At 60.1% G+C, this 23,084-nt stretch carries 24 protein-coding genes and 1 tRNA gene; 12 read left to right on the top strand and 13 right to left on the bottom strand.

The genetic code is table 11. The features are described 5' to 3' along the window. The first annotated feature begins 70 nt into the window (after positions 1 to 70). On the top strand, positions 71 to 520 hold the full coding sequence (locus AC1DWG_RS13540) for a carboxypeptidase regulatory-like domain-containing protein (RefSeq protein WP_477763792.1): 450 nt from the start codon (positions 71 to 73) through the stop codon (positions 518 to 520). 29 nt (positions 521 to 549) lie between these two features. On the opposite strand, the gene AC1DWG_RS13535 is transcribed toward AC1DWG_RS13540, so the two are convergent. From AC1DWG_RS13535 to panM, 6 genes are all read right to left on the bottom strand, one after another. Beyond that, entirely contained in the window at positions 550 to 1,356 is an 807-nt protein-coding gene (locus tag AC1DWG_RS13535) for a TSUP family transporter (protein ID WP_477752651.1), read from the bottom strand. A gap of 414 nt (positions 1,357 to 1,770) precedes the next feature. After that, positions 1,771 to 1,846: transfer RNA gene (locus AC1DWG_RS13530), tRNA-Phe, on the bottom strand. 103 nt (positions 1,847 to 1,949) lie between these two features. Beyond that, positions 1,950 to 2,222 (bottom strand): oxidative damage protection protein, encoded by a 273-nt coding sequence (locus tag AC1DWG_RS13525; RefSeq protein WP_007989188.1) that lies wholly within the window; start codon positions 2,220 to 2,222, stop codon positions 1,950 to 1,952. After that, on the bottom strand, positions 2,219 to 3,286 hold the full coding sequence (gene mutY, locus AC1DWG_RS13520; RefSeq protein WP_477787887.1) for an A/G-specific adenine glycosylase: 1,068 nt from the start codon (positions 3,284 to 3,286) through the stop codon (positions 2,219 to 2,221). The genes AC1DWG_RS13525 and mutY overlap by 4 nt, the downstream gene beginning before the upstream one ends. Further along, on the bottom strand, positions 3,283 to 5,514 hold the full coding sequence (locus AC1DWG_RS13515; protein WP_477763795.1) for an AsmA family protein: 2,232 nt from the start codon (positions 5,512 to 5,514) through the stop codon (positions 3,283 to 3,285). Before AC1DWG_RS13515 ends, mutY begins: the two co-directional genes overlap by 4 nt. A 78-nt stretch (positions 5,515 to 5,592) precedes the next feature. After that, complete coding sequence (gene panM, locus AC1DWG_RS13510; protein WP_008002903.1) at positions 5,593 to 5,997, bottom strand: aspartate 1-decarboxylase autocleavage activator PanM; 405 nt, start codon at positions 5,995 to 5,997, stop codon at positions 5,593 to 5,595. A 231-nt stretch (positions 5,998 to 6,228) separates the two neighbouring features. On the opposite strand from panM, the gene AC1DWG_RS13505 reads away from it, so the two are divergent. The 7 genes from AC1DWG_RS13505 to AC1DWG_RS13475 all read left to right on the top strand — a co-directional run bounded on the left by AC1DWG_RS13505 (position 6,229) and on the right by AC1DWG_RS13475 (position 12,020). Further along, positions 6,229 to 7,893 carry an OFA family MFS transporter gene (locus tag AC1DWG_RS13505; protein WP_477787886.1) on the top strand — a complete coding sequence of 555 codons (1,665 nt, stop codon included), beginning with the start codon at positions 6,229 to 6,231 and terminating at the stop codon, positions 7,891 to 7,893. A 248-nt stretch (positions 7,894 to 8,141) separates the two neighbouring features. Next, positions 8,142 to 8,735 (top strand): imidazoleglycerol-phosphate dehydratase HisB, encoded by a 594-nt coding sequence (hisB, locus tag AC1DWG_RS13500; RefSeq protein ID WP_003218037.1) that lies wholly within the window; start codon positions 8,142 to 8,144, stop codon positions 8,733 to 8,735. Further along, positions 8,735 to 9,373 (top strand): imidazole glycerol phosphate synthase subunit HisH, encoded by a 639-nt coding sequence (gene hisH, locus AC1DWG_RS13495; RefSeq protein ID WP_057712412.1) that lies wholly within the window; start codon positions 8,735 to 8,737, stop codon positions 9,371 to 9,373. Before hisB ends, hisH begins: the two co-directional genes overlap by 1 nt. Further along, positions 9,374 to 9,631, top strand: a complete 258-nt coding sequence (locus tag AC1DWG_RS13490) for a DUF2164 domain-containing protein (RefSeq protein ID WP_093227621.1) — start codon at positions 9,374 to 9,376, stop codon at positions 9,629 to 9,631. A gap of 42 nt (positions 9,632 to 9,673) precedes the next feature. Continuing rightward, entirely contained in the window at positions 9,674 to 10,411 is a 738-nt protein-coding gene (gene hisA / locus AC1DWG_RS13485; RefSeq protein WP_020795736.1) for a 1-(5-phosphoribosyl)-5-[(5-phosphoribosylamino)methylideneamino]imidazole-4-carboxamide isomerase, read from the top strand. Between the two features lie 10 nt (positions 10,412 to 10,421). Then, positions 10,422 to 11,192, top strand: coding sequence for an imidazole glycerol phosphate synthase subunit HisF (hisF, locus tag AC1DWG_RS13480; protein WP_110659523.1), 771 nt, complete (start codon positions 10,422 to 10,424; stop codon positions 11,190 to 11,192). A gap of 72 nt (positions 11,193 to 11,264) precedes the next feature. Further along, positions 11,265 to 12,020: a substrate-binding periplasmic protein gene (locus tag AC1DWG_RS13475; protein ID WP_477763796.1), complete on the top strand. Its 756-nt coding sequence runs from the start codon at positions 11,265 to 11,267 to the stop codon at positions 12,018 to 12,020. Between the two features lie 118 nt (positions 12,021 to 12,138). On the opposite strand, the gene AC1DWG_RS13470 is transcribed toward AC1DWG_RS13475, so the two are convergent. From AC1DWG_RS13470 to gpmI, 4 genes are all read right to left on the bottom strand, one after another. Next, the gene (locus AC1DWG_RS13470) at positions 12,139 to 12,915 is read right to left on the bottom strand and encodes a divergent polysaccharide deacetylase family protein (RefSeq protein ID WP_477763797.1); all 777 of its coding nucleotides are present in this window, start codon (positions 12,913 to 12,915) and stop codon (positions 12,139 to 12,141) included. A gap of 1 nt (position 12,916) precedes the next feature. Further along, entirely contained in the window at positions 12,917 to 14,236 is a 1,320-nt protein-coding gene (locus tag AC1DWG_RS13465) for a S41 family peptidase (RefSeq protein ID WP_477752642.1), read from the bottom strand. Positions 14,237 to 14,534: 298 nt separating this feature from the next. Beyond that, a complete protein-coding gene (locus AC1DWG_RS13460) occupies positions 14,535 to 15,830 on the bottom strand; it encodes a murein hydrolase activator EnvC family protein (protein WP_477752641.1) in 1,296 nt (431 codons plus the stop codon). Between the two features lie 241 nt (positions 15,831 to 16,071). Continuing rightward, the gene (gene gpmI, locus AC1DWG_RS13455; protein ID WP_477787885.1) at positions 16,072 to 17,601 is read right to left on the bottom strand and encodes a 2,3-bisphosphoglycerate-independent phosphoglycerate mutase; all 1,530 of its coding nucleotides are present in this window, start codon (positions 17,599 to 17,601) and stop codon (positions 16,072 to 16,074) included. 152 nt (positions 17,602 to 17,753) lie between these two features. On the opposite strand from gpmI, the gene AC1DWG_RS13450 reads away from it, so the two are divergent. Genes AC1DWG_RS13450 through secB form a run of 3 tightly spaced genes read left to right on the top strand, consistent with a single transcriptional unit; the run spans position 17,754 to position 18,965 of the window. After that, the gene (locus AC1DWG_RS13450; protein WP_007989216.1) at positions 17,754 to 18,167 is read left to right on the top strand and encodes a rhodanese-like domain-containing protein; all 414 of its coding nucleotides are present in this window, start codon (positions 17,754 to 17,756) and stop codon (positions 18,165 to 18,167) included. 1 nt (position 18,168) lies between these two features. After that, positions 18,169 to 18,423 (top strand): glutaredoxin 3, encoded by a 255-nt coding sequence (grxC, locus tag AC1DWG_RS13445; RefSeq protein ID WP_477787884.1) that lies wholly within the window; start codon positions 18,169 to 18,171, stop codon positions 18,421 to 18,423. Between the two features lie 56 nt (positions 18,424 to 18,479). Beyond that, on the top strand, positions 18,480 to 18,965 hold the full coding sequence (gene secB, locus AC1DWG_RS13440) for a protein-export chaperone SecB (protein ID WP_477763799.1): 486 nt from the start codon (positions 18,480 to 18,482) through the stop codon (positions 18,963 to 18,965). Between the two features lie 135 nt (positions 18,966 to 19,100). On the opposite strand, the gene trmL is transcribed toward secB, so the two are convergent. After that, the gene (gene trmL / locus AC1DWG_RS13435; protein ID WP_090452600.1) at positions 19,101 to 19,556 is read right to left on the bottom strand and encodes a tRNA (uridine(34)/cytosine(34)/5-carboxymethylaminomethyluridine(34)-2'-O)-methyltransferase TrmL; all 456 of its coding nucleotides are present in this window, start codon (positions 19,554 to 19,556) and stop codon (positions 19,101 to 19,103) included. Between trmL and AC1DWG_RS13430 the strand changes: the two genes are divergently transcribed. Then, positions 19,555 to 19,995 carry a hypothetical protein gene (locus AC1DWG_RS13430; RefSeq protein WP_477752637.1) on the top strand — a complete coding sequence of 147 codons (441 nt, stop codon included), beginning with the start codon at positions 19,555 to 19,557 and terminating at the stop codon, positions 19,993 to 19,995. The two genes, trmL and AC1DWG_RS13430, sit on opposite strands and share 2 nt — an antisense overlap. Positions 19,996 to 20,547: 552 nt before the next feature. On the opposite strand, the gene ntrC is transcribed toward AC1DWG_RS13430, so the two are convergent. Both ntrC and glnL read right to left on the bottom strand, forming a co-directional pair. After that, positions 20,548 to 21,984 carry a nitrogen regulation protein NR(I) gene (gene ntrC / locus AC1DWG_RS13425; RefSeq protein ID WP_056852210.1) on the bottom strand — a complete coding sequence of 479 codons (1,437 nt, stop codon included), beginning with the start codon at positions 21,982 to 21,984 and terminating at the stop codon, positions 20,548 to 20,550. Further along, a complete protein-coding gene (gene glnL, locus AC1DWG_RS13420; RefSeq protein WP_057712404.1) occupies positions 21,981 to 23,066 on the bottom strand; it encodes a nitrogen regulation protein NR(II) in 1,086 nt (361 codons plus the stop codon). The genes ntrC and glnL overlap by 4 nt, the downstream gene beginning before the upstream one ends. Between the last annotated feature and the right edge of the window lie 18 nt (positions 23,067 to 23,084).

Genomic DNA, 23,084 nt, shown 5'->3' with positions numbered 1-23,084 from the left:
AACCCCTCCCTCCGGTTGGAAATCCAATGGATGTAAAGATTGGGTTCTGCAGAGCCCGGGAGTCGTCATCATGAAATACCTCCATACACTCCTGTTGCCCCTCACCGCTGTAGGCGTACTGATGTTTCCAGCGATGTCACTTGCCGCCAGCCTTGAGCCCATCGACAGCTCGGGGGTGCAGGTGCAAAGCCATGAGCAAAACGGCATCGCCTACCTGTCCGGCGGTATCGGCGAGGATGAGTCCAAGGCCATCCAGCAGACCACCGGCTATAACCTGCACATGACGTTCTCTGTCGGGACGGAAAATAAATACATTCCTGACGTGAAGGTAGTTATTCAGAAAGCCCCGGGGCAGACCGTGCTGACGCTCAATGACGCCGGTCCGCTGGTTTACGTGAATCTGCCTGCCGGTAAATACACGGTCATTGCGACGCGCAACGGCGAAACACGGCAGGACGTTGTCGATGTTGGCAGTGGTGCAGCCCGTAACCTGGTTTTCCACTGGAATGATGCGAGTTAACGAGAGCTCTAAACCCTGGGTCCTGCGACTCAGGGTTTTTCGTTATTAACACCCGCGTACGCTTGGATGAGTGCAACGCGTAAAGGGTTGGTTTCTACGCTCAGCAGCTTGATGGCCAAGGCGCAGCAGACCACGATCAACATGGGTTTGATCAACCGTGGTCCGACCCGGACAGCGGCCCGTGCACCCAATTGAGCGCCGACGAAGGCTGCCAAAGCCATGGCAATGGCTACCGGCCAGATAATCACACCTTTGGTGATAAAGACCGACAGAGAGCCGAGATTGCATGAGGCGTTGGCAAGTTTGGTAAAGCTCATGGCCCGCATCATGCCCAAGCCGCAGAGCAGTACGAATCCGACGATAAAGAAAGAGCCCACACCAGGGCCAAATATACCGTCGTAGAAGCCAAGAATCGGCGCAACGCTAAACGAAAAAAGCAGAATGCCGATTCTCTTGCGTCGATCTTCATTGGCCAGCTTTGGAGAGAGCGCAAAATAGATGGCTACCAGGATCAGCATGATAGGTACGCAAACTTCCAGATAGCGCTTATCAATAGAGCTGACCAGCAAGGCACCACTGGCGCCGCCAATAAACCCGCAGACAACCAGGAAACGGCCTTCGCGCCACTCGATCATTCCTTTGCGAGCAAAGGTTACAGTTGCCGAAACAGTTGCCGAAGCGGCCTGGAACTTGTTCGTGGCAATCGCACTGATGGGGTCCATCCCAGCCAGAAAAAGTGCAGGCAATGTTATCAGCCCGCCCCCACCTGCAATGGCATCAAAAAAACCGGCGCAGAACGCCACGAGCGCCAATAGGCTAATTACATCCCAAGACATCCCAATCCCTCTTTTACAATTATTGGCAAGTCATCCGTGTGACTGGCCACTCAACAGTCAGGGCGTGTGGCAAACGTCAGCCCTGCAGCCTCAACGGGTCTTCTGAAATAACGATAGGAGACGAAAATTTCGACAGGCCAAAAATGCCCATTCTGTGCAAACCGACGATCAGCGTATGTCATCCAATTCCGTTAAAGCATACGGAACGCTCCGACAAACCAAGAGACTGCCAGGAAGGGCCGATTTCCAATGTCTGAAATTTTTTGTGGACTCAGCCCCGGCAGCCATTACGGGCACTTGCTGGCGTGGCGAGAGGAGGTGGGAATTGTCGCTTCGATGGTGACTGGAGCAGTGCTTCGTCAAATCGCAGGCATAAAAAAACCCTGAATCTTGCGATTCAGGGTTTTCGGTATTTGGTGCCCAGAGACGGAATCGAACCGCCGACACGGGGATTTTCAATCCCCTGCTCTACCGACTGAGCTATCTGGGCAACGGGGCGCATTAAACGGGTTTTTCAGGGGGTCGTCAAGCAAGTTTTCAAAAAAAATTTAATTATTACCGTCGCTTACGTTCCGACCCCCGATAAATCGGGGTTATTCCGACGGCGGCACGTAGCCTTCGGCCTTGGCGTAATCCTCACCGGAGAAGTACTTGTCCATCTCGCCCTGAAGATATTTGCGGTCTTCGGCGTTCATCATGTTCAGGCGTTTTTCGTTGATCAGCAGGGTCTGGTGTTTCTGCCAGTCGGCCCAGGCCTTTTGCGAGACGTGGTCAAAAATGTCCTGGCCTTTGGCGCCCGGGAACGGAGCGCGTTCCAGGCCTGGCAATTCTTCTTTGTACTTGCGGCACATGATGGTGCGGGTCATGACGACTCTCCTGCGTTCAATACGGCGGCCGCGCGTTCGAGCAAGGTTTTGACCGGGGCGGCAAGGCCCAGGCGCGGCGGGGTGGCGAGGTTATACCAGAGCCAGTCAGCCTCGGCCACGTGATGGCCGGACTCCTGGACCTGAACCAGCCAGGGTTCGATGGATAACTGAAAATGGCTGAAGGTGTGCACCAGGCTCGGCAATGCCTGTTGGGTGCCCAGTTCCAGCGAGTGCTGCGATGCCAGATGCGGCAGGTCGTCGAGGCCGTCGAGTTCCGGCAGGCTCCACAGACCGCCCCAGAGGCCCGTGGACGGGCGACGGTAAAGCAGGATCGCGCCCTCGCCGTTGGCGAGCATCGGCATCAATGTGCGTTTCTGCGGGATGGCTTTGCGCGGCTTGGGGATCGGGTAGCGGGTTTCCAGGCCGAGCATGTGCGCCTCACAGCCCTTTTCCAGCGGGCACAGCAGGCAGCTCGGTTTGCTGCGGGTGCAGAGCGTGGCACCCAGGTCCATCATTGCCTGGGTGTAGGCGTTGACGCGGGTCTGCGGCGTAAAGCGCTCAGCGTTGGCCCAGAGCTGTTTGGCGACCTTCGGCTCGCCGGGGTAGCCCTCTTGTGCGGTAAATCGCGCCAGCACGCGTTTGACGTTGCCGTCGAGGATCGGCGCGCGCAGGCCCATGCTGATGCTGGCAATGGCGCCAGCGGTGGACAGGCCGATCCCCGGCAGATCCGTGAGTTTTTCCACATCCCGGGGAAATTCGCCGCCGAACTGCTCGACGACGATCTTCGCGGTCTTCTGCAAATTGCGCGCGCGGGTGTAGTAACCCAGGCCCGTCCACAGGTGCAGCACTTCGTCTTCCGGTGCCGCCGCCAGGGCTTCGACCGTTGGCAACGAGGCCATGAAACGGTCGAAGTAGTTCAGCACGGTGCTGACCTGGGTCTGCTGCAACATGATTTCCGAGACCCATACCCGATACGGGTTGATGTCCTGCTGCCAGGGCAAATCGTGACGGCCGTGGCGGTCGAACCAGTCCAGCACCGCCGTTGAAAACTGCTCGGCTCTCATCGCTTGAACAGCTCCTTGAGCGCGTCTTTGAGTTTCGGGTTGACCTTGTCGCCCCATTTCTCGTCGATTTTTTCGCTGATCCTGTCGCCAGCCAGTTTGGCCGCGACCTGGCTCATGCGGTCGTTATCCAAACGGCAAGCCTTGGCGCCCAGCTCCAGCGGGCCGCGGCAGCGCAGTGGCCACTCGATGCCGACAAACTTGTCGCCGACCTGACAGGCCGGGTCCGGCATGGCGCTGGTATCGCCTTCGACGATGATGCCGACGCGGTAGTCCATGCCCAGCACTCGCAGATCGATGTCACCGTCACCGTTGACGGTCATGCCCGGGATGCGCACTTTCAGGTCGGGGTTGCTGGCCACGCCGTTACGCAAGGTCAGGTTGCCCTTGAGCTCCTGGAACGGTGTGTCCTTGCCCCGCGGCTCGCCGCTGAGGGATTTGCGGTTGAGCGTGGCAATGCCTTTGCACAGCTGTTGCTCAAGGTTGGCGTTGAGCAGCACGCCATTGTTGATGACGAAACTGGCGTTGCCGTTGAGGGTTTCGATCAACGCTTTCTGGCTGTTGCCGCTGCCGGTCAGGCTGCTGTTGAGCGTGACCAGGCCTTTGACCGGCGGGTTCTTGCCCTGGCTTTCGAGGATTTTTTCTGCCGGTACCCGGCTGATTTTCGTCTGCAGGTTCAGCGCCGGCACTGGCTGGCGTACATCGAGCGTGCCGGTGGTTTCGAAGTTGCCCTCGTACAGGTCGCCGCGCAGGTTGGCCAGTGTCAGCAGGCCGCCCTGGCCGGTGGCCTTGAGCGCAGCGTTATTGATCGGCAGTTTTTGCAGGGTCAACTGGCCGAAGGTCAGGTCGGCGTCCACATCGAGCTTGCTCAAGCGTTCCACGGGCAACAGGCGTTCGTTGCTCCACGCGTCCTTGGTCGGCGCGGGTGGCAATGGAGTGCTGCCCGCGCCGGCCATGGCATTGGCTTCGGTGCTGGCGACTTCGGCTTGACGCACTTGTGTCGCGCTATTGGCCTCGGCGGATTTCGGTGGCAGGTAACGGTCGACGTTGAAGGTGTCGGCCTTGAGTGCTGCGCGCAACGATTGCTTGGCGAAGTCTTCGACGGCGATACGGCCGCTGAAGGTGCTGTCGTCGACTTTCAGGTTGAGGTCGTCGAGCGCCAGGCTGGTCGGTGTCGCTGCCAATCGGCTGACCAGCTCGACTTTGCTCAGGCTGCCTTCGGCCATGGCCGGGAGCTTCTGGCCGATACTGTCGACGAATTTCGCCAGGTCGAACTGGGCAATCGAGATGCCGCCGCTGACTTGTGGGGTCTTGTCGAGGTCGTTGACCTTCAGTTCACCCAGTGCCCGCAGTTGGTTGGCGGAGATCTTGATACCAGTCCATTCGGCAACGTTGGCGGCCTTGTCCAGCACCAGCTGGCCCTGGGCGGAGAACGTCATGGTCTTGCCCTGCAATGGGTCGCCGGTCACTTCACCGGACAACTTCATGTCTTCGAGTTGATAGCGCTGCAGTGCGCGTGCGATGCGCACCTCACCATTGAGCTCGGTACGCACACGCAATGCCGGCTGGTTGGCTGACAGGAAAGCCGTGAGCTTGAGCGGAATGTTGACGGAGTCGTGAACCGCACCGGTGCTCAACTGAATGCTTTCGGCGCTGAAGCTCTTGCCGGTTCGTTCGTCGGTGTATTCAACCCGTGCGTTGTTCACGGTCAGGCTGTCGATGTCCAGGCGAATCGGTTGCGGCGGTTTTTCCGCCGCGACGCTGGCTTCGGGCGCAGGTTCGCCAGCGGCCGGCGGGGTGCTGGTCGCGTCGGTATTGGCCGGTGCCGGCAGCTTGCCGACGTCTTGCCAATTGCCGTGACCGTCCTTGTCGCGGTTCAGGCGCAGGTTCAGGCCCTCGACGCGCACGTCGCTCATCTGCACTTCACGGCGCAGCAGCGGCAGTACGCGCACCGACAGTCCGAGCATCTGCAAGTCGGCAAACGGCTCGGCAGGCTTGATCAGGGTCGCCACACTGGCGTCGTGCAGCTCCAGGCCCAGCCACGGGAACAGGCTCCAGCCGATATCGCCATTGAGCGTCAGCTCGATGTGGGCCTTGTCGCGGGCAATCTGGCGAATCTCGTCTTTGTAGTCGTTGGGATCGAAGAGGTGGGTCAGGGCAAAGCCCAGCGCCACAATGATCAGCAACAGCCCCAGAAGTACCAGACCCAGGATTTTGCCGAACGCTTTCATGGGCGAGTCCTTGTAATTAGTCGAATTCAAAATTTAGCCGAGGAGTATAGCGCCCCCGAACAGACGACCGGTCAGTGATCACGCCGGCAATACATCCAGCGGCAGTTTCAGCTTGGCGGCCAGTGCCTGTGCCTCCAGATGCCCGGCAGGCGCGAGCAAGCGCAGGGTCATGCCCGATTGCGCGGCCATTTTCTGGGCTTCGGCGACCAGTCGCTCGGCAACACCACGGCGACGGGTAATTTTTCGCACACATATTTGGGACAAGTGCCAGGCGTCTTGGTGCCTTTGCAGGCGGGCCGCGCCCAGCAGGCGATCGTTGAAGCGTCCGGCGATCAGTGTGCCGTCGCGCAAACAGTCTTCGATCAACTGCGCGGCCCCTGAAAAAGGGGCGAACAGCCAGTCCGGGGCGTCGCAGTAGATCTTCTGCAGATCCTGCCGATCCTGGGCAGTGGCTTGGTTTAGCGGCTCGACAATGATCGGCATGGTGATTCCTGTGAGGTCATGAAACGATGGAGATCAGATGACGTACAAAAGGTGATGTCAGTTTGGATTTTCTGTCACTTGCAGATGGTAACCTTTGCCCGTTCGTCCGTCCTTCTGCGACCTGTTGTCGCACAACAAGGTGCTCCACCAAAAAAAACGGTCATGCCTGCGTGCATCAAGGCCGGGAGTGAACCGTGGCTGGCGAACCCTACTGATAATTGGGGATACACAATGACCACGAGCATCACGGCGGACGGCTTCAGCGCCGACCAGCCTGCGTTCCTGTCCAAGGAACGGATCATCGCCAAGCCCGGTTTCAACCGTTGGCTGGTGCCACCGGCCGCGTTGGCCATCCACCTTTGCATCGGCATGGCCTACGGCTTTTCGGTGTTCTGGTTGCCGCTGTCCAAGGCGCTGGGCATCACCGCTTCAGTGGCCTGCGCACCCGACATGAGTTTTATCGCACAAGTCTTTTCGTCCCAGTGTGACTGGCCGATCTCGATGCTCGGCTGGATCTACACCCTGTTCTTCATCTTCCTGGGATGCTCGGCCGCCATCTGGGGTGGCTGGCTGGAACACGCCGGACCGCGCAAGGCCGGTGTCGTATCGGCACTGTGCTGGTGTGGCGGCCTGCTGATTTCGGCGCTGGGGGTATACACCCACCAGATCTGGCTGATGTGGATCGGCTCCGGGGTCATTGGCGGTATCGGCCTGGGCCTGGGCTACATTTCGCCGGTGTCGACCCTGATCAAATGGTTCCCGGACAAGCGCGGCATGGCGACCGGCATGGCGATCATGGGCTTCGGCGGCGGCGCAATGGTCGGTGCTCCACTGGCAGCGGCGTTGATGGGGCATTTCGCTTCGCCAACCAGCGTCGGCGTGTGGCAGAGCTTCCTGGTGATGGCCGCGATCTACTTCGTGTTCATGATCGGTGGCGCATTGTCCTACCGCGTCCCACCAACCGGCTGGAAGCCTGAAGGCTGGACTGCCCCGGCGAAAAAAGCCTCGAACGCAATGATCACTCATCGTCATGTTCACGTGAATGTGGCCTGGAAGACGCCGCAGTTCCGTCTGGTGTGGTTGGTGCTGTGCCTGAACGTATCGGCCGGTATCGGCATCCTCGGCATGGCATCGCCGCTGTTGCAGGAAGTGTTCGGTGGCAAGTTGCTGGGCAATGACCTGGCATTCGGTCAACTCGATGCTTCACAACTGGCTTCGATTGCCGCCATTGCTGCCGGTTTCACCGGTTTGCTGAGTCTGTTCAACATCGGCGGGCGTTTCTTCTGGGCTTCGTTCTCGGATTACCTGGGCCGCAAAAACACCTACTTCGTGTTCTTTGCCCTGGGTTTTGCCCTGTACGCACTGATTCCGAACCTCGGCCACCTGGGCAACGTCGCGCTGTTCGTGGCGGCGTTCTGCATCATCCTGTCGATGTATGGCGGTGGTTTCGCGACGGTTCCGGCGTATCTGGCGGACCTGTTCGGTACGCAAATGGTCGGTGCGATCCACGGTCGCCTGTTGACCGCATGGGCGGCGGCGGGCGTGTTGGGTCCGGTGCTGGTGAACTACCTGCGTGAGTATCAGCTGAGCATCGGCGTCGAGCGCGCCGCCGCTTACGACATCACCCTGTACATCCTCGCCGGCCTGCTGGTGCTGGGTTTCCTGTGCAACCTGCTGGTGCGTCCGGTGGCGGACAAGTACTTCATGACCGACGCCGAACTGGCCGCCGAACAGGCGCTGGGCCATGACAAAGGTGCCGACAGCAGCACCGTGCTGGAGTGGAAAGCCGCGCCGGGCACCAAGCCGCTGGCGGTTGCGGCGTGGCTGGTGGTGGGCATTCCGTTGGCGTGGGGTGTTTGGGTGACCTTGCAGAAGACGGCAGTGCTGTTCCATTAAGAGCTTCTGTGCCTGACAGGGGTTGTGTCAGGCACATTTTGTTTCAATGCGAAAAGATCGCAGCCTTCGGCAGCTCCTACACCGACCGTAGGAGCTGCCGAAGGCTGCGATCTTTTGCTTGTGCGGACATGTACATCCTGACGACGCGGCGTTCACTCCGTCAGGGATATCACCTCGCGTGTTTCTGTTTGGCGCCCGCACGCCTATAATGGCTGCCTTTTTCGCCCAATGATTTTGCGGAGCTGGTGATGGCCGAACGTAAGGCGTCTGTCGAGCGCGACACTCTGGAAACCCAGATCAAAGCCTCGATCAACCTCGATGGCACCGGAAAGGCCCGATTCGATATCGGTGTTCCTTTTCTTGAGCACATGCTGGACCAGATCGCCCGTCACGGGCTGATCGACCTGGATATTGTCAGCAAGGGCGACCTGCATATCGATGACCACCATACGGTGGAAGACGTCGGTATCACCCTCGGCCAGGCGTTTGCCAAAGCCATCGGCGACAAAAAAGGCATCCGTCGCTACGGCCACGCCTACGTGCCGCTCGATGAAGCGCTGTCGCGCGTGGTGATCGACTTCTCCGGCCGTCCAGGCCTGCAGATGCATGTTCCGTACACCCGCGCCACCGTCGGTGGCTTCGACGTTGACCTGTTCCAGGAATTCTTCCAGGGCTTCGTCAACCATGCTTTGGTCAGCCTGCACATCGACAACCTGCGTGGCACCAACACCCACCACCAGATCGAAACCGTGTTCAAGGCTTTCGGCCGCGCCCTGCGCATGGCCGTCGAGCTCGATGACCGCATGGCCGGGCAAATGCCATCGACCAAGGGCGTCCTGTAATGCAGACAGTCGCGGTTATCGATTACGGCATGGGCAACCTGCACTCGGTGGCCAAGGCCCTCGAGCACGTCGGTGCCGGCAAGGTGCTGATCACCAGCGATGCGAACGTGATTCGCGAAGCCGACCGGGTGGTTTTCCCCGGCGTTGGCGCGATTCGCGACTGCATGGCGGAGATCCGTCGCCTCGGCTTCGATTCGCTGGTACGTGAAGTCAGCCAGGACCGTCCGTTCCTCGGCATCTGCGTGGGCATGCAAGCCTTGCTCGACACCAGCGAAGAGAACGACGGCGTCGACTGCATCGGCCTGTTTCCGGGGGCGGTGAAGTTCTTCGGCAAAGACCTGCATGAAGACGGCGAACACCTGAAAGTCCCGCACATGGGCTGGAACGAAGTGAAGCAGAAGGTCAGTCACCCGCTGTGGCACGACATTCCGGACCTGGCGCGGTTCTACTTCGTGCATAGCTACTACATCGCTGCCGCCAACGCGCGGCAGGTGGTGGGAGGCGGTCACTACGGTGTCGATTTCGCCGCAGCGCTGGCCGAAGGTTCGCGTTTCGCCGTGCAGTTCCACCCGGAGAAAAGCCATACCCATGGCCTGCAGTTGCTGCAGAACTTCGCTGCGTGGGACGGTCGCTGGTAAATGGCAATCAAGAAAAAGCCGCCGATTCTAACCCTCACTCCCGAGCAGGAGAGCGAGGCCAATCGCAAGATCAAGCGTTTCATGGAAGACCGCTTCGAACTCGACCTCGGCTCGTTCGAGGCGGCTGAGATTCTTGAGCTGTTTACCCGTGAAATTGCTCCGCATTATTACAACAGGGCGATTTTCGATGTGCAGGCGCACCTCAAAGAGAGGTTCGAAAGCATCGAAAGCGACCTGTGGGCGCTCGAGAAAAACTGATTTCCGAGCCAAGCTGAACATTCAAATTTGAAGGTTTGCCAGATGCTGATTATTCCCGCTATCGATCTTAAAGACGGTGCCTGTGTTCGTCTGCGCCAGGGCCGCATGGAAGATTCCACGGTGTTCTCCGATGACCCGGTGAGCATGGCTGCCAAGTGGGTGGAGGGCGGTTGCCGCCGTCTGCATCTGGTCGACCTGAACGGCGCATTCGAAGGCCAGCCGGTCAACGGCGAAGTGGTGACGGCCATTGCCAGGCGCTACCCGAACCTGCCGATCCAGATCGGCGGCGGTATCCGTTCCCTGGAAACCATCGAGCACTACGTGAAAGCCGGCGTGAGCTACGTGATCATCGGCACCAAGGCCGTGAAAGATCCGGCCTTCGTTGCAGAAGCCTGCCGCGCGTTCCCGGGCAAGGTGATCGTCGGCCTGGACGCCAAGGACGGTTTCGTTGCTACCGACGGTTGGGCTGAAATCAGCACCATCCAGGTGATCGACCTGGCCAAGCAGTTCGAAGCCGACGGCGTGTCCGCCATCGTTTATACCGACATTGCCAAAGACGGCATGATGCAGGGCTGCAACGTACCGTTTACCGCCGCACTGGCTGCCGCAACAAAGATCCCGGTGATCGCTTCGGGCGGCATCCACAACCTGGGTGACATCAAGACCCTGCTCGACGCCAAAGCGCCAGGCATCATCGGCGCCATTACCGGCCGTGCGATCTACGAAGGCACCCTCGATGTCGCTGAAGCGCAAGCTTTCTGCGATTCGTACAAAGGCTGAGGAAACGACCATGGCCCTGGCCAAACGCATCATCCCTTGCCTGGACGTGGACAACGGCCGGGTGGTCAAGGGTGTGAAGTTCGAAAACATCCGCGACGCCGGTGACCCGGTGGAAATTGCTCGTCGCTACGACGAGCAGGGCGCCGACGAGATTACCTTTCTCGACATCACCGCCAGCGTCGACGGCCGCGACACCACGCTGCACACCGTCGAACGCATGGCCAGCCAGGTGTTCATCCCACTGACCGTGGGCGGTGGCGTGCGTACCGTGCAGGACATCCGCAACCTGCTCAATGCTGGCGCAGACAAGGTTTCGATCAACACCGCCGCGGTATTCAACCCGGAATTCGTTGGCGAAGCCGCACAGCATTTCGGTTCGCAATGCATAGTGGTAGCCATCGATGCGAAGAAGGTTTCCGCTCCGGGCGAAACTCCGCGCTGGGAAATCTTCACCCATGGCGGTCGCAAGCCAACCGGTCTCGACGCCGTTGAGTGGGCGAAGAAAATGGAAGGCCTGGGTGCCGGTGAGATCCTTCTGACCAGCATGGACCAGGACGGCATGAAAAACGGCTTCGACCTGGGCGTCACCCGCGCCATCAGCGATGCGCTGGGCATTCCGGTGATTGCCTCCGGCGGTGTCGGCAACCTGCAGCACCTGGCCGACGGCATTATCGAAGGCCACGCCAGTGCGGTACTGGCGGCAAGTATTTTCCACTTCGGCGAATACACCGTGCAGGAAGCCAAGGCCTATATGGCCCATCGCGGAATAGTGATGCGCTAAACATACAGGCTAGTGGACATCATGGCGGGCCCAAGGCACTCTTGGGTACGCCATGGATTTCGGTAGCCAGACATGCTTAAACGCTTTCTACTCGTTCTCGCCAGCGCTTCTCTGTTGCTCATTAACGGGGCACATGCTGCAGACCATTCCGATACCGACCTGGTGTTGCTGACGGAAAACTTCCCGCCATACAACATGGCGAAGAACGGCAAGAACTTCGCTCAGGACGAGAACATCAATGGCATCGCCACCGATATCGTCCGCGAGATCTTCAAGCGCGCCGACATTACCTACAGCCTGACGCTACGTTTCCCTTGGGAGCGAATCTACAAACTCACCCTGGAAAAACCCGGTTACGGCGTATTCGTCATGGCGCGGTTACCGGATCGCGAGAAGCTGTTCAAATGGGTCGGTCCGATTGGCCCGGACGACTGGATCATGCTGGCCAAGGCTGACAGCAAGATCACCCTCGAAACCTTGAATGACGCGCGCAAGTACAAGATCGGCGCCTACAAGGGCGACGCCATTGCCGAGACCCTGGCCAAGCAAGGCCTCAACCCGATCGTTGTGCTGCGTGATCAGGACAACGCGAAAAAACTGGTCAACGGCCAGATTGACCTGTGGGCCACCGGTGACCCGGCCGGACGCTATCTGGCGCGCCAGGAAGGGGTTAACGGGTTGAAAACCGTACTGCGTTTCAACAGTGCCGAACTGTACCTGGCACTGAACAAGAATGTGCCGGACGAGACGGTGGCCAAGCTCCAGGCGGCGCTGGACCAGATGCGCAAGGAAGGTCGGGTGGATGAGATCATGGCGCAGTATCTCTAACTGCACACCCCCCCTGTAGGAGCTGGCTTGCCAGCGATGGCGGCCGCAAAGGCAATGCAGTATTCAAGACCGCTTCGCCGGCAAGCCGGCTCCTACAGTGATTTGGTCAGTAACAGACTTAGCGGTACACCCCATCCTTGCCATGCGCCGCCGTCGCCCGATTGCCGCGCACACTGATCATCTGCCGAATATCAATCCACTCGATCCCCTGAGCCTTGAGCTTGGGTAATTCGCGTTCCAGCACCGCCAGGGTCTGCGGATACGGATGCCCGATCATCACCGCCGAACCTTGCTTGCGTGCCAGGCTGATAGCCGTCTGTAGCTGAGTGAAGATCACTGCTTCAGTGCGCTCATCGTCCAGAAACACATCCCGCGAAACACTCGCCAGACCGATCTTCTGCGCTTGGGCAGCGGCCACGGTCTGGGCGCTGGTGCGGCTGTCGACGAAGAATTTATGCCGGCGTTGCAAATCGGCCATCAACCACGCCATGGCCGCTGGTTGTGCGGTCATGCGGCTGCCCATGTGGTTGTTGATGCCGCTGGTGTACGGGACCATTTTGAACGCGGCGTTCAGGCGTTTTTCCAGCTCCTCGACGGGCAGCTCGGGATGCCAGGCGAACGGTCCGGTGGCCGGATCCATAGGCATGTGCAGAATGACGATCTTGCCGGCGCGATGGGCTTCGCGGGCGAATTCGGTGGCGTGGGGTGTGTCGGGCATGATTGCCGTGGTCACCGGGCCGGGCAGGGCCAGCACGCGGCGATCCCGGGGCAGGTTCTGCCCCAGGTCATCGATGATCAGACTCAGGTAGGCTTTGTGGGGTGTCGATCCGGCGGGTTCTGCGTTAGCAACACCCGCCAGACAACACAACAGCCCGATCAGCAACCGCAGAAGCATCTCAACGGCCGGATGTGATGCTCAGCCCTTTGAGCAGGCTCAGGGCCTGGGCCAACTGATAATCGTCGTCCTGCGGCATCGGCTTGCCTTTGCCGCTGGAACCGGTCGGTTTGTCGGCGCCGCCGTTGCCATTGCCCAGGTGGCCCTGCAAGTCGGCTTCCTTGAAGTAGTCGCCGTCTTGCTCGCTGGTGATCTTGGCCTTGCGCACTTCGATGTCCGGGACGATGCCCTGGGCCTGGATGGAGCGGCCGTTCGGTGTGTAATACAACGCCGTGGTGATCTTCAATGCGCGCTCGTTGTTGAGCGGCAGAACCGTCTGTACCGAGCCCTTGCCGAAACTGGTGGTGCCCATCAGCACGGCGCGTTTCTGGTCCTGCAGGGCGCCGGCGACAATTTCCGAAGCCGAAGCGCTGCCGCCGTTGATCAGCACGACCATTGGCACGGCTTCGCTTTCGTCCTTGCCGGTGGCAGAGAAGCGCAGCTCGGAGTTGGCAATACGGCCCTTGGTGTAAACGATCAGGCCTTTGGTGATGAAGTGGTCGACCACTTCGACCGCCGCCTGCAACACCCCGCCCGGGTTGTTGCGCAGGTCGAGAATGATGCCCTTGAGTTTCTTGCCATTGTCCTTGCGCAGCTTGGCCAGGGCCTTGGAAACCTCTTCGCCGGTCTTGACCTGGAACTGGGTGATGCGGATATAGCCGTAGCCCGATTCCAGCAACTGGCTCTTCACGCTCTTCACCTGAATGACGGCGCGGGTCAGGGTCACGTCGAACGGTGTGCCGCCGTCGCGTACCAGGGTCAGGGTGATTTTCTGGCCGATCTTGCCGCGCATCTTGTCCACGGCTTCGGTCATGCTCTGGCCACGGGTCGGCTGACCGTTGATCTTGACGATGAAGTCACCGGCCTGGATGCCGGCCTTGGAGGCCGGGGTGTCATCGATGGGCGAAACCACCTTGATGAAGCCGTCTTCGGCGCCGACTTCGATACCCAGGCCACCGAATTCCCCGCTGGTGCTTTCCTGCAACTCGGCGAAATCTTCAGGGCCGAGGTAGGCCGAATGCGGATCGAGATTGCTGAGCATGCCCTTGATGGCGTTTTCCAGCAGGGTCTTGTCGTCCACCGGTTCGACATAAGCGGCTTTGATCCGGTCCATCACCTCGGCAAAGGTGCGCAATTCATCCAGCGGCAGTGGCGCCTTGGTGGTCGCAGCAGTGCCCGCAGGCGCAACCGCCGGGGCTGGTTGAGCGGCAAACGCCAGAGGCGCGCCGATCACCAGGGCGATCGTCAGGGCCAGCGAGGTAAGGCGGGACAAATGCAGCATGTCGAACGAACTCCTAATAGGTCGTGGTGACGTTTAATAGCGGATCGCGTTGGAGCTGTGAGCGTGCGATGCAAGGCGTGAGACGCAGGTAAGGGTTGTTTCCTTGCCAAGTCTCACAACGCAGCAGCGCGCGCTCACAGCTCCAACCCGGAGGGCCGTTCCCCGGAAGGCGCAATACGTCGTTATTCGTCGTTCATTTGAAGCAACCAAACCTCACTCCTCATGCCTAGTCTTGCGCCTTCCGGGGAGCGGCGCGAACCGCTATTAAACGTCACCACGACCTACGGTAACTCAACGCCTATCCTTGCGCGTGGCACCATTGCGCTGGGTCACTCGGGTGACCCAGCTGACGAATTGCGAAATACAGCGCTGGTGTGTCCTGCCCGCCACTGTTACCGACAGTGGAAATAGGCTCACCGGCTTTTACAACGTCACCCGCAGACTTGAGCAGCGTCTGGTTGTGACCGTACAGACTCAGATAACCATTGCCGTGGTCGAGGATCACCAGCAACCCGGCGCCACGCAACCAGTCGGCGAACACCACGCGACCACCGTGTACGGCATGCACCGCGCTGCCGGCAGACGCGCCGATCATCACGCCGTCCCACTTGGTCCGGGCATCGTCGCCACGGCTTTCACCGAAACGCGCCAGCAGTCGACCATCGACAGGCCAGGGAAGTTTGCCGCGGGTTGATGCAAACGGGCCGCCAAAGGTCTCGCCGGAACTGGAAACCAGTGCGCCTGGTGTCGATCTGACCGGTTTGCGTGGGGCGTCGTCGCTGGCATCCGCCTGCGCCTGGGCCTCACGTAAACGCTTTTTTTCGGCTTCCTGCTGGGCAATCAGCGCTTTTTGCCGCGCTTCTTCTGCCTCACGGGCCTGGCGGGCAAGAGTTTCTTCAATGGTTTTAAGGACTTTAGACAGGTCTGCCTGATCCTGCTCGCGAGCCGCCAGTTTCTGATCGCGAGCCTTTACGTCGTCATTGAGTTTGGCCAGGACTTGCTGGCGCTCCTGGCGAACTTTCTCGAGTTCGCCACGCCGGGTGTCGAGGCTACTTTGCTGCACCAGCAATTGCGCCTGCTGCATGGTGATATCTTTCTCGACATTGGACAGTTGGCGCAGGGTTTCGTTGAAATTCTTCAGCTGCTCCAGGCGAGCCTGGCTCAGGTAGTCGTAATAGGTAAGGGTGCGGGCGAATCTTTCCGGATTCTGCTGGTTGAGCAGCAGCTTGAGGTATTCCTGGCGACCGTTCTGGTAGGCGGCCCGGGCCTGAATGGCGATCAGTCGTTGCTGTTCAATGCGCGCGCTCTGGAGTTTTTTTTTCTCTGCATCGAGGCGCTGTAGCTCGGCTTCGCTTTTCTTCAGCTCTTTTTGCAGGGCTTCGACCTGCTTCTCGAGCTTGCCCATTTCGGTTTCGGTGCCCTTGAGCTCTTTCTGCACACCGGACTTCTCTTCCTGCAGCTTGCCCAGCAGTTTCTTCAACTCGGCAATGTCCTGACGCGTGGCGTCCAACTGTTGTTGGGTGTCTGCGCGCTCGTCAGCAAAGGCCGGTTGGAGCAGGCAAGTCAGAGCTAGGGCTATCAGGACGCGAAGCATAGGGGCGGGCGGCACCAGGGAAAGGGACGGCCTAGTATGCCCGCCATGGGCGGCAAAAAAAATGCCCATTTCTGACTGTGTGATGACTGGATCGAAGTTACCTCTGAAAACACCCCAAAACCATTGTGGGAGCGAGCCTGCTCGCGATGGCGTCCTGACATTCAACGGGTTGGTTGGCTGTCAGATTGCTATCGCGAGCAGGCTCGCTCCCACAGGGTATTGGGGTGTTTGAGCGGTCGGATTACACCAGAATCGAAGTCCCGGTCATTTCCACCGGTTGCTCAAGGCCCAGCAACTTCAGCATGGTCGGCGCCACGTCCGCCAGCACACCGCCTTCGCGGACCTTCAGGTCGCGCTTGCCGATATAGATGAATGGCACCGGCTCGGTGGTGTGCGCAGTGTGCGCCTGGCCAGTGGTCTCATCGGACATTTGCTCGACGTTACCGTGGTCAGCCGTGATCAGCGCTTCGCCACCGACCTTTTCAAGGGCGTCGACGATGCGACCCACGCACAGGTCCAGGCATTCAACGGCTTTGACCGCAGCTTCGAACACGCCGCTGTGGCCGACCATGTCGCCGTTGGCGTAGTTGACCACGATCACGTCGTAACGCTGGTTTTCGATGGCGTCGACGATGCGGTCGGTGACTTCCGGTGCGCTCATTTCCGGTTGCAAGTCATAGGTGGCGACTTTCGGCGACGGAATCAGGATGCGTTCTTCGCCCGGGAACGGTTCTTCGCGGCCGCCGGAGAAAAAGAAGGTCACGTGGGCATATTTTTCGGTTTCGGCGATGCGCAGCTGGGTCTTGCCGTTTTTCGCCAGGTAGTCGCCCAGCACGTTTTCCAGGCTGCCGGCAGCAAAAGCCGACGGCGCAGGAATACTGGCGGCGTATTGGGTCAGCATGACGAAACCGGCCAGTTTCGGCTGGCGGGCACGCTCGAACTCACAGAAGTTGTCTTCGACGAACACGCGGGTCAGTTCGCGGGCGCGGTCGGCGCGGAAGTTCATGAACACCACGGCATCGCCGTCTTCGACTTTCACCGGCTCGCCGATGGAGGTGGCTTTGACGAATTCGTCGCTCTCGCCACGCTCGTAGGCTGCTTGCAGGCCTTCCTGAGCGGTGGCGGCGTTGAATTCGCCCTGGCCATCGACAATCAGGTTGTAGGCCTGGGACACGCGGTCCCAACGGTTGTCGCGGTCCATGGCGTAGTAGCGGCCAATCAGGCTGGCGATCCGGCCTTTGCCCAGGGCCTGGAAAGTCGCGTCGAGCAGTTCGATCGACGACTGCGCGCTTTTTGGCGGAGTATCTCGGCCGTCGAGGAAGGCGTGCAGGTAGATGTTTTGCGCACCGCGCTTGAAGGCCAGTTCGGCCATGGCGATCAGGTGATCCTGGTGGCTATGCACGCCGCCATCGGACAGCAGGCCCATGAAGTGCACGGCTTTGCCGGCGGCGACGGCTTTGTCCACGGCCGCGCAGATGGTCGGATTCTCGAAGAACTCGCCGTCGCGGATCGATTTGGTGACGCGCGTGAAGTCCTGATACACCACGCGACCGGCGCCGAGGTTCATGTGGCCGACTTCGGAGTTGCCCATCTGGCCATCCGGCAGGCCGACGTCCATGCCGCTGCCCGAGATCAGGCCGTTCGGCACGGTGGCCCACAGGCGGTCCAGTACGGGCTTCTTCGCGGCGAAGATGGCGTTGGATTCAGGGCTCTCACTGTGACCGAAGCCGTCGAGAATTATCAGGACCAAAGGTTTAGGCGTGGTAGTCATGGAATCCACTCGTGGCTGAGGTAAAAGGGGTAATGGAAAAGGGAGTGGCAGTTTAAAGCGAAGTTCCGGCCACGTCACCGCCGGACGGGGTTTGGCCCACCATAGTGGCTGTGTATACTGGCCGACATTTTAACGCCCTGGAACCTCCTTCGATGGTTGCTCACCTGATTGAATTCGCCACTAACCACTACATTCTCGTCGGTATCTTTGTCGTATTGCTGGCGTTGCTGATTGCCTATCAAATGCAGGGCGGCGGCCGTAGCCTGAGCACCGGCGAACTGACCGGCCTGGTCAACAAGGACGCCGGCGTTGTGGTCGATATTCGTCCGAGCAAGGATTTCGCCGCCGGTCACATTGTCGGTGCGGTGAACATTCCCCAGGACAAACTGGCCGCCCGCGTTGGCGAACTGGAAAAGCACAAGGCCAAGACCATCATCCTGGTCGACGCCATGGGCCAGACCGCCGGCACCCACGCCCGCGAACTGATGAAATCCGGCTTCACCGCCGCCAAGCTGTCCGGCGGTATCTCCAGCTGGAAAGCCGACAATCTGCCGCTGGTGAAGTGATATGAGTAGCGTCGTCGTCTATTCCAGCGATTACTGCCCTTACTGCTCGCGAGCCAAGTACCTGTTCGAGAACAAAGGTGTGGCCTTCGAAGAGATCAAGGTCGATGGCAAGCCGCAGGTGCGCGCTGCGATGGCCCAGAAGGCCGGGCGTACGTCCGTGCCGCAAATCTGGATCGGCAGCACCCACGTGGGCGGTTGTGATGATTTGTTCGCCCTGGAGCGTGCCGGCAAGCTCGATGCGCTGCTCAGGGCCTGACGGTAATACCCCAAACAAGCAAACCTAAAAGAACCCTGGATCAAGAAGGATCTGCGATGACTGACCAACAGAACACTGCTGCGACCGAAGAAGAAACTGCACCGCAATTCTCCTTGCAGCGCATTTATGTGCGTGACCTGTCCTTCGAAGCTCCGAAAAGCCCGGCGATCTTCCGCCAGCAGTGGGAGCCGAGCGTCGGTCTGGATCTGAACACCCGTCAGAAGACGCTGGAAGCCGACTTCCACGAAGTCGTGCTGACCCTGTCGGTTACCGTGAAAAACGGTGACGAAGTGGCGTTCATCGCTGAAGTGCAACAGGCCGGGATCTTCCTGATCAAGAACCTGGATGACGCTTCGATGAGCCACACCCTGGGTGCGTTCTGCCCGAACATCCTGTTCCCGTACGCTCGTGAAACCCTGGACAGCCTGGTGACCCGCGGTTCGTTCCCGGCACTGATGCTGGCTCCGGTGAACTTCGATGCGCTGTACGCGCAAGAGCTGCAACGCATGCAGGCTGCTGGCGAGACTCCGACCGTTCAATAAAGAAGCTTCGTTTGGCCCATGAAAAAAGCGCCTTTGACGGCGCTTTTTTCATGGGGTAAACGAAACCGTTGCACGGCGATCCGAAATCCCCCTGTAGGAGCTGCCGAAGGCTCGGTCCTACATTGGGTCATGGTGTTATTTGAAGTCGTTCTGACGCCAGGCTTCGTACACGGCCACCGCCACGGTATTGGACAGGTTCAGGCTGCGGCAGCCCTCGCGCATCGGCAGGCGCAGGCGTTGCTCGCCGGGCAGGGCGTCCAGCACCTCGGCGGGCAAGCCCCGGCTTTCCGGACCGAACAGGAACGCATCGCCCGGGGCGAAGCTGGCGTCGTGGAACGGCCGCGAACCCTTGGTGGTGAAAGCGAACAGTCGTGGATGGCCGAGGCTTTCCAGGCAGCTGGCAAGGTCGGCATGGCGTTGCAGGGTGGCATACTCGTGGTAATCGAGGCCGGCCCGGCGCAGGCGCTTGTCGTCCATCTCGAAGCCCAGCGGTTCGATCAAATGCAGGTGGCAGCCACTGTTGGCGCACAGCCTGATAACGTTGCCGGTATTCGGCGGAATTTCTGGTTGGAAAAGGATGACGTGAAACATGCACGGCTCCGAAGGTAAAGATGACGCGCATTCTACGCCGCCAGAAGGCGTGCGTTCGAAACTATTCCTGCGGGTGATGGGCTCGCTGGCGATTGTCGGGGTGATGGTCGGGATGATGATCGGTCGGCTGACCACGCCAGACCCCAGCCAGTTGCAGCAGGTTGAGGTGACGAGCGATGGGCTGGTGGTGTGGTTCAACAACGAACCCAAGACCCACGGCGAGATGGTTGAGGGCAGTGTCGCGCTGCTGTTTGGCGCCGAGGGCAAGGCGCAGAAAGGCCAGCTCAAGCTCGGCGGCAAGGACGTGAACTGGCGGGTACGTTTGAGCGATGGGGGGGTGTTGCTGACACTGGTGGCGGCCCGGCCCCTGCAGGGCGAGTGGGCCGGTAGCGAGGTCGATGACCGCTGGCGGCTGGAGATCCATCTCCGGGAGCAATAAAAGAGGGAATCCCCGGCCTGCCTGTACCAAGGTTCCCGAAACGGGAGGCTCGTCGCGAGTGCGGTTTGAGCCTGGTGTAAAGAAGGAACCCCTGACCTGCCTGTATCAAGGGCCCCAAAACGGCTGGGCTCGTCGCGGATGCGGTGTGAGCCCGGTGTAAAGAGGGGAATCCCCGGCCTGCCTGTACCAAGGTCCCCGAAACCGGGTAGGTGAACTGATTCACTTGAAAGGGTTGTTGCAGGGGGCGTGCCAGGTTTTAACACTTCGGAACAAAAAATTGCTTTGGTGGGCTGAAAGCCCCGGAATTCGGGCCCTTCGTATTTTTTCGAAAGGGGCTCGATTGCGAAAGCAGGCGGGGATTCGAAGCTGACTTTGTGCGCGATTGCGGTTCACAGTGCATTGCGGCGGTGCATGGGACGTGGTTATCGGGCAAAAAAAGATCGCAGCCTTCGGCAGCTCCTACAGGGTCTTGCGTACGCCTGTAGGAGCTGCCGAAGGTTCGGGCCGCGTTCGGACGATCTTTTCGCTTGCGACTAAACTCGAAAGCCAGACTTAGCCCTCATCCCCCTCATCATCATCCCCGCCATCCACCTTCATCCCCAATTCCTTGATCTTGCGCGTCAGGGTGTTGCGCCCCCAGCCCAGCAACACGGCGGCATCGCGGCGGCGGCCGGCGGTGTGCTTGAGGGCGGTCTCGATCATGATCCGCTCGAAGGCCGGCACGGCGCTGTCGAGCAGGCTCGACTGACCACGGGCCAGCGCCTGGTCAGCCCACTGGCGCAGGGCCTGCTCCCAGTTGGTCACGGGCGCCGAATCCTGTGGCAGGCTCAGCAGCTCCGGTGGCAGGTCGCCGATGTGCACTTCGCGACCGGAAGCCATCACCGTGATCCAGCGGCAGGTGTTCTCCAGCTGCCGCACGTTGCCGGGCCACGGCAGGTTCTTCAGGTATTCCTCGGTTTCGCTTTTCAGCAGCTTTGGCTCGACGGCCAGCTCCTGGGCTGCGCGGCTGAGGAAGTGCTTGGCCAGGGTCGGGATGTCTTCGCGACGGTCCGACAGGCGCGGGATGTGGATGCGGATCACGTTGAGGCGATGGAACAAGTCCTCACGGAATTTTCCGGCATGCACCAGGGTTTCCAGATTCTGGTGAGTCGCAGCGATGATGCGCACATCGACCTTCACCGGCACATGACCGCCGACGCGGTAAAACTCGCCATCAGCCAGTACGCGAAGCAAGCGGGTCTGGGTGTCAGCCGGCATGTCGCCGATTTCATCGAGGAACAGCGTGCCGCCGTCAGCCTGTTCGAAGCGCCCGCGCCGCAGGTTGGCCGCGCCGGTGAACGCGCCTTTCTCGTGGCCGAACAGTTCGGATTCCATGAGGTCTTTGGGGATCGCCGCCATGTTCAGCGCGATGAACGGCGACGCTGCCCGCGGGCTGTGACGGTGCAGGGCGTGGGCCACCAGCTCTTTACCGGTACCCGATTCGCCGTTGATCAGTACGGTGATGTTGGAGTGGCTCAAGCGCCCGATGGCGCGAAATACTTCCTGCATCGCCGGCGCTTCGCCGATGATTTCCGGGGTGCGGGTCAGGGTCGGGGCGACTTCCAGGCCTTGTTGTTCCTGGGCGTGCTGGTTGGCGCGTTTGACCAGGGAAACAGCTTCGTCGACGTCGAACGGCTTGGGCAGGTACTCGAAGGCGCCGCCCTGATAGGACGCGACAGCGCTGTCCAGATCGGAGTGAGCGGTCATGATGATCACTGGCAGCCGTGGATGCTGCTCGCGAATCCGCGCCAGAAGGTCCAGGCCGCTGGCGCCGGGCATGCGGATGTCGGAAATGATCACGTCCGGCTGCTGGCGCGCCAGGCGGCTCATCACACCATCGGCGCTGTCGAAGCTTTGCGTGGTCATGCCTTCCTGCTGCAGGGCTTTTTCCAGGACCCAACGGATAGAACGGTCGTCATCGACGATCCACACGGTTTCACTACGGCTCATGTCGATGTGGCTCCTTGTTCCAGTGGCAGAAAGATCGAGAAAGTGGTGTGGCCGGGGTGGCTGTCACATTCGATCAGGCCCTGGTGCTGGCTGATGATGTTCTGGGTAATGGCCAGGCCCAGCCCGGTACCGTCCGGACGACCGCTGACCATGGGAAAAAAGATGGTTTCCTGCAGTTCCGCAGGAATGCCCGGGCCGTTGTCGATGATCTCGATCTTGGTCACCAGGCGATGACGTACATGGCCGATGGTGAACTGGCGCATGGCGCGTGTGCGCAGGCTGATGCGACCCAGGCGCAGTTCGTTCTGGCTGCTGATGGCCTGCATGGCATTGCGCACGATGTTCAGCACGGCCTGAATCATTTGCTCGCGGTCGATCAGGACGTCGGGGATGCTTGGATCGTAATCGCGCACCAAGGTGATGCAGCCCTGGCTTTCGGCCTCCACCAGATGGCAGACACGCTCAAGTACTTCATGGACGTTGCACATGGCCAGCGATGGAAGCTTGTTGGAGCCGAGCATGCGGTCCACCAGGTTACGCAGGCGGTCGGCTTCTTCGATGATGACGTTGGTGTAGTCGCGCAGGCTTTCTTCCGGCAGCTCCCGGGCGAGCAATTGTGCCGCGCCGCGAATCCCGCCCAAGGGGTTCTTGATTTCATGGGCAAGGCCGCGCACCAGCATCTTGCTGGTTTCCTGTTTCGATAGCTGTGCTTCTTCCTTGGTGATCCGCAGCAGGCGGTCACGAGGGTGGACTTCGAGCAGCAGCATCGTGTCGCCGTTGCTCAGAATCGGTGTTACCGCGTAGTCGACGGTCAGGGTCTGGCCGGTGAGGGCGGTGAGCATGGCTTCGCGCTTGGTGAACGGGTGAGCTTGTTCGACGGCCTGGCGCAACGAGTTCAGCGCCTCGGTCGATTCGGTAAACAACTCACTGATGAACTGCCCATGGCTGCGTTGACCGCTGATGGCCAGCAGCATCTCCGCCGCCGGGTTCATGTACTCGAGGCGCAGTTCGGCGTCGAGCAGGATGGTGGCAGTGGTGAGGTTGTCGAGTAGCAAACGGTGGAGTGCGTCGCTAATGGTCATCGGGACCTCTTTTAGGGC

Source organism: Pseudomonas sp. P4_B3, from assembly GCF_056402295.1.
This window is presented reverse-complemented; position numbering and strand designations above follow the sequence as displayed.

What these genes read in the sequence shown, in the direction of transcription:
- trmL (WP_090452600.1), bottom strand. Translation starts at nt 19,556, where the DNA reads ATGTTTCACGTCATCCTTTTCCAACCAGAAATTCCGCCGAATACCGGC.
- AC1DWG_RS13460 (WP_477752641.1), bottom strand. Translation starts at nt 15,830, where the DNA reads ATGCTTCGCGTCCTGATAGCCCTAGCTCTGACTTGCCTGCTCCAACCG.
- AC1DWG_RS13430 (WP_477752637.1), top strand. Translation starts at nt 19,555, where the DNA reads ATGCACGGCTCCGAAGGTAAAGATGACGCGCATTCTACGCCGCCAGAA.
- AC1DWG_RS13475 (WP_477763796.1), top strand. Translation starts at nt 11,265, where the DNA reads ATGCTTAAACGCTTTCTACTCGTTCTCGCCAGCGCTTCTCTGTTGCTC.
- AC1DWG_RS13505 (WP_477787886.1), top strand. Translation starts at nt 6,229, where the DNA reads ATGACCACGAGCATCACGGCGGACGGCTTCAGCGCCGACCAGCCTGCG.
- panM (WP_008002903.1), bottom strand. Translation starts at nt 5,997, where the DNA reads ATGCCGATCATTGTCGAGCCGCTAAACCAAGCCACTGCCCAGGATCGG.
- mutY (WP_477787887.1), bottom strand. Translation starts at nt 3,286, where the DNA reads ATGAGAGCCGAGCAGTTTTCAACGGCGGTGCTGGACTGGTTCGACCGC.
- ntrC (WP_056852210.1), bottom strand. Translation starts at nt 21,984, where the DNA reads ATGAGCCGTAGTGAAACCGTGTGGATCGTCGATGACGACCGTTCTATC.
- AC1DWG_RS13515 (WP_477763795.1), bottom strand. Translation starts at nt 5,514, where the DNA reads ATGAAAGCGTTCGGCAAAATCCTGGGTCTGGTACTTCTGGGGCTGTTG.
- AC1DWG_RS13525 (WP_007989188.1), bottom strand. Translation starts at nt 2,222, where the DNA reads ATGACCCGCACCATCATGTGCCGCAAGTACAAAGAAGAATTGCCAGGC.
- glnL (WP_057712404.1), bottom strand. Translation starts at nt 23,066, where the DNA reads ATGACCATTAGCGACGCACTCCACCGTTTGCTACTCGACAACCTCACC.
- hisH (WP_057712412.1), top strand. Translation starts at nt 8,735, where the DNA reads ATGCAGACAGTCGCGGTTATCGATTACGGCATGGGCAACCTGCACTCG.
- hisB (WP_003218037.1), top strand. Translation starts at nt 8,142, where the DNA reads ATGGCCGAACGTAAGGCGTCTGTCGAGCGCGACACTCTGGAAACCCAG.
- AC1DWG_RS13450 (WP_007989216.1), top strand. Translation starts at nt 17,754, where the DNA reads ATGGTTGCTCACCTGATTGAATTCGCCACTAACCACTACATTCTCGTC.
- hisA (WP_020795736.1), top strand. Translation starts at nt 9,674, where the DNA reads ATGCTGATTATTCCCGCTATCGATCTTAAAGACGGTGCCTGTGTTCGT.
- AC1DWG_RS13540 (WP_477763792.1), top strand. Translation starts at nt 71, where the DNA reads ATGAAATACCTCCATACACTCCTGTTGCCCCTCACCGCTGTAGGCGTA.
- grxC (WP_477787884.1), top strand. Translation starts at nt 18,169, where the DNA reads ATGAGTAGCGTCGTCGTCTATTCCAGCGATTACTGCCCTTACTGCTCG.
- AC1DWG_RS13465 (WP_477752642.1), bottom strand. Translation starts at nt 14,236, where the DNA reads ATGCTGCATTTGTCCCGCCTTACCTCGCTGGCCCTGACGATCGCCCTG.
- AC1DWG_RS13490 (WP_093227621.1), top strand. Translation starts at nt 9,374, where the DNA reads ATGGCAATCAAGAAAAAGCCGCCGATTCTAACCCTCACTCCCGAGCAG.
- AC1DWG_RS13535 (WP_477752651.1), bottom strand. Translation starts at nt 1,356, where the DNA reads ATGTCTTGGGATGTAATTAGCCTATTGGCGCTCGTGGCGTTCTGCGCC.
- gpmI (WP_477787885.1), bottom strand. Translation starts at nt 17,601, where the DNA reads ATGACTACCACGCCTAAACCTTTGGTCCTGATAATTCTCGACGGCTTC.
- hisF (WP_110659523.1), top strand. Translation starts at nt 10,422, where the DNA reads ATGGCCCTGGCCAAACGCATCATCCCTTGCCTGGACGTGGACAACGGC.
- secB (WP_477763799.1), top strand. Translation starts at nt 18,480, where the DNA reads ATGACTGACCAACAGAACACTGCTGCGACCGAAGAAGAAACTGCACCG.
- AC1DWG_RS13470 (WP_477763797.1), bottom strand. Translation starts at nt 12,915, where the DNA reads ATGCTTCTGCGGTTGCTGATCGGGCTGTTGTGTTGTCTGGCGGGTGTT.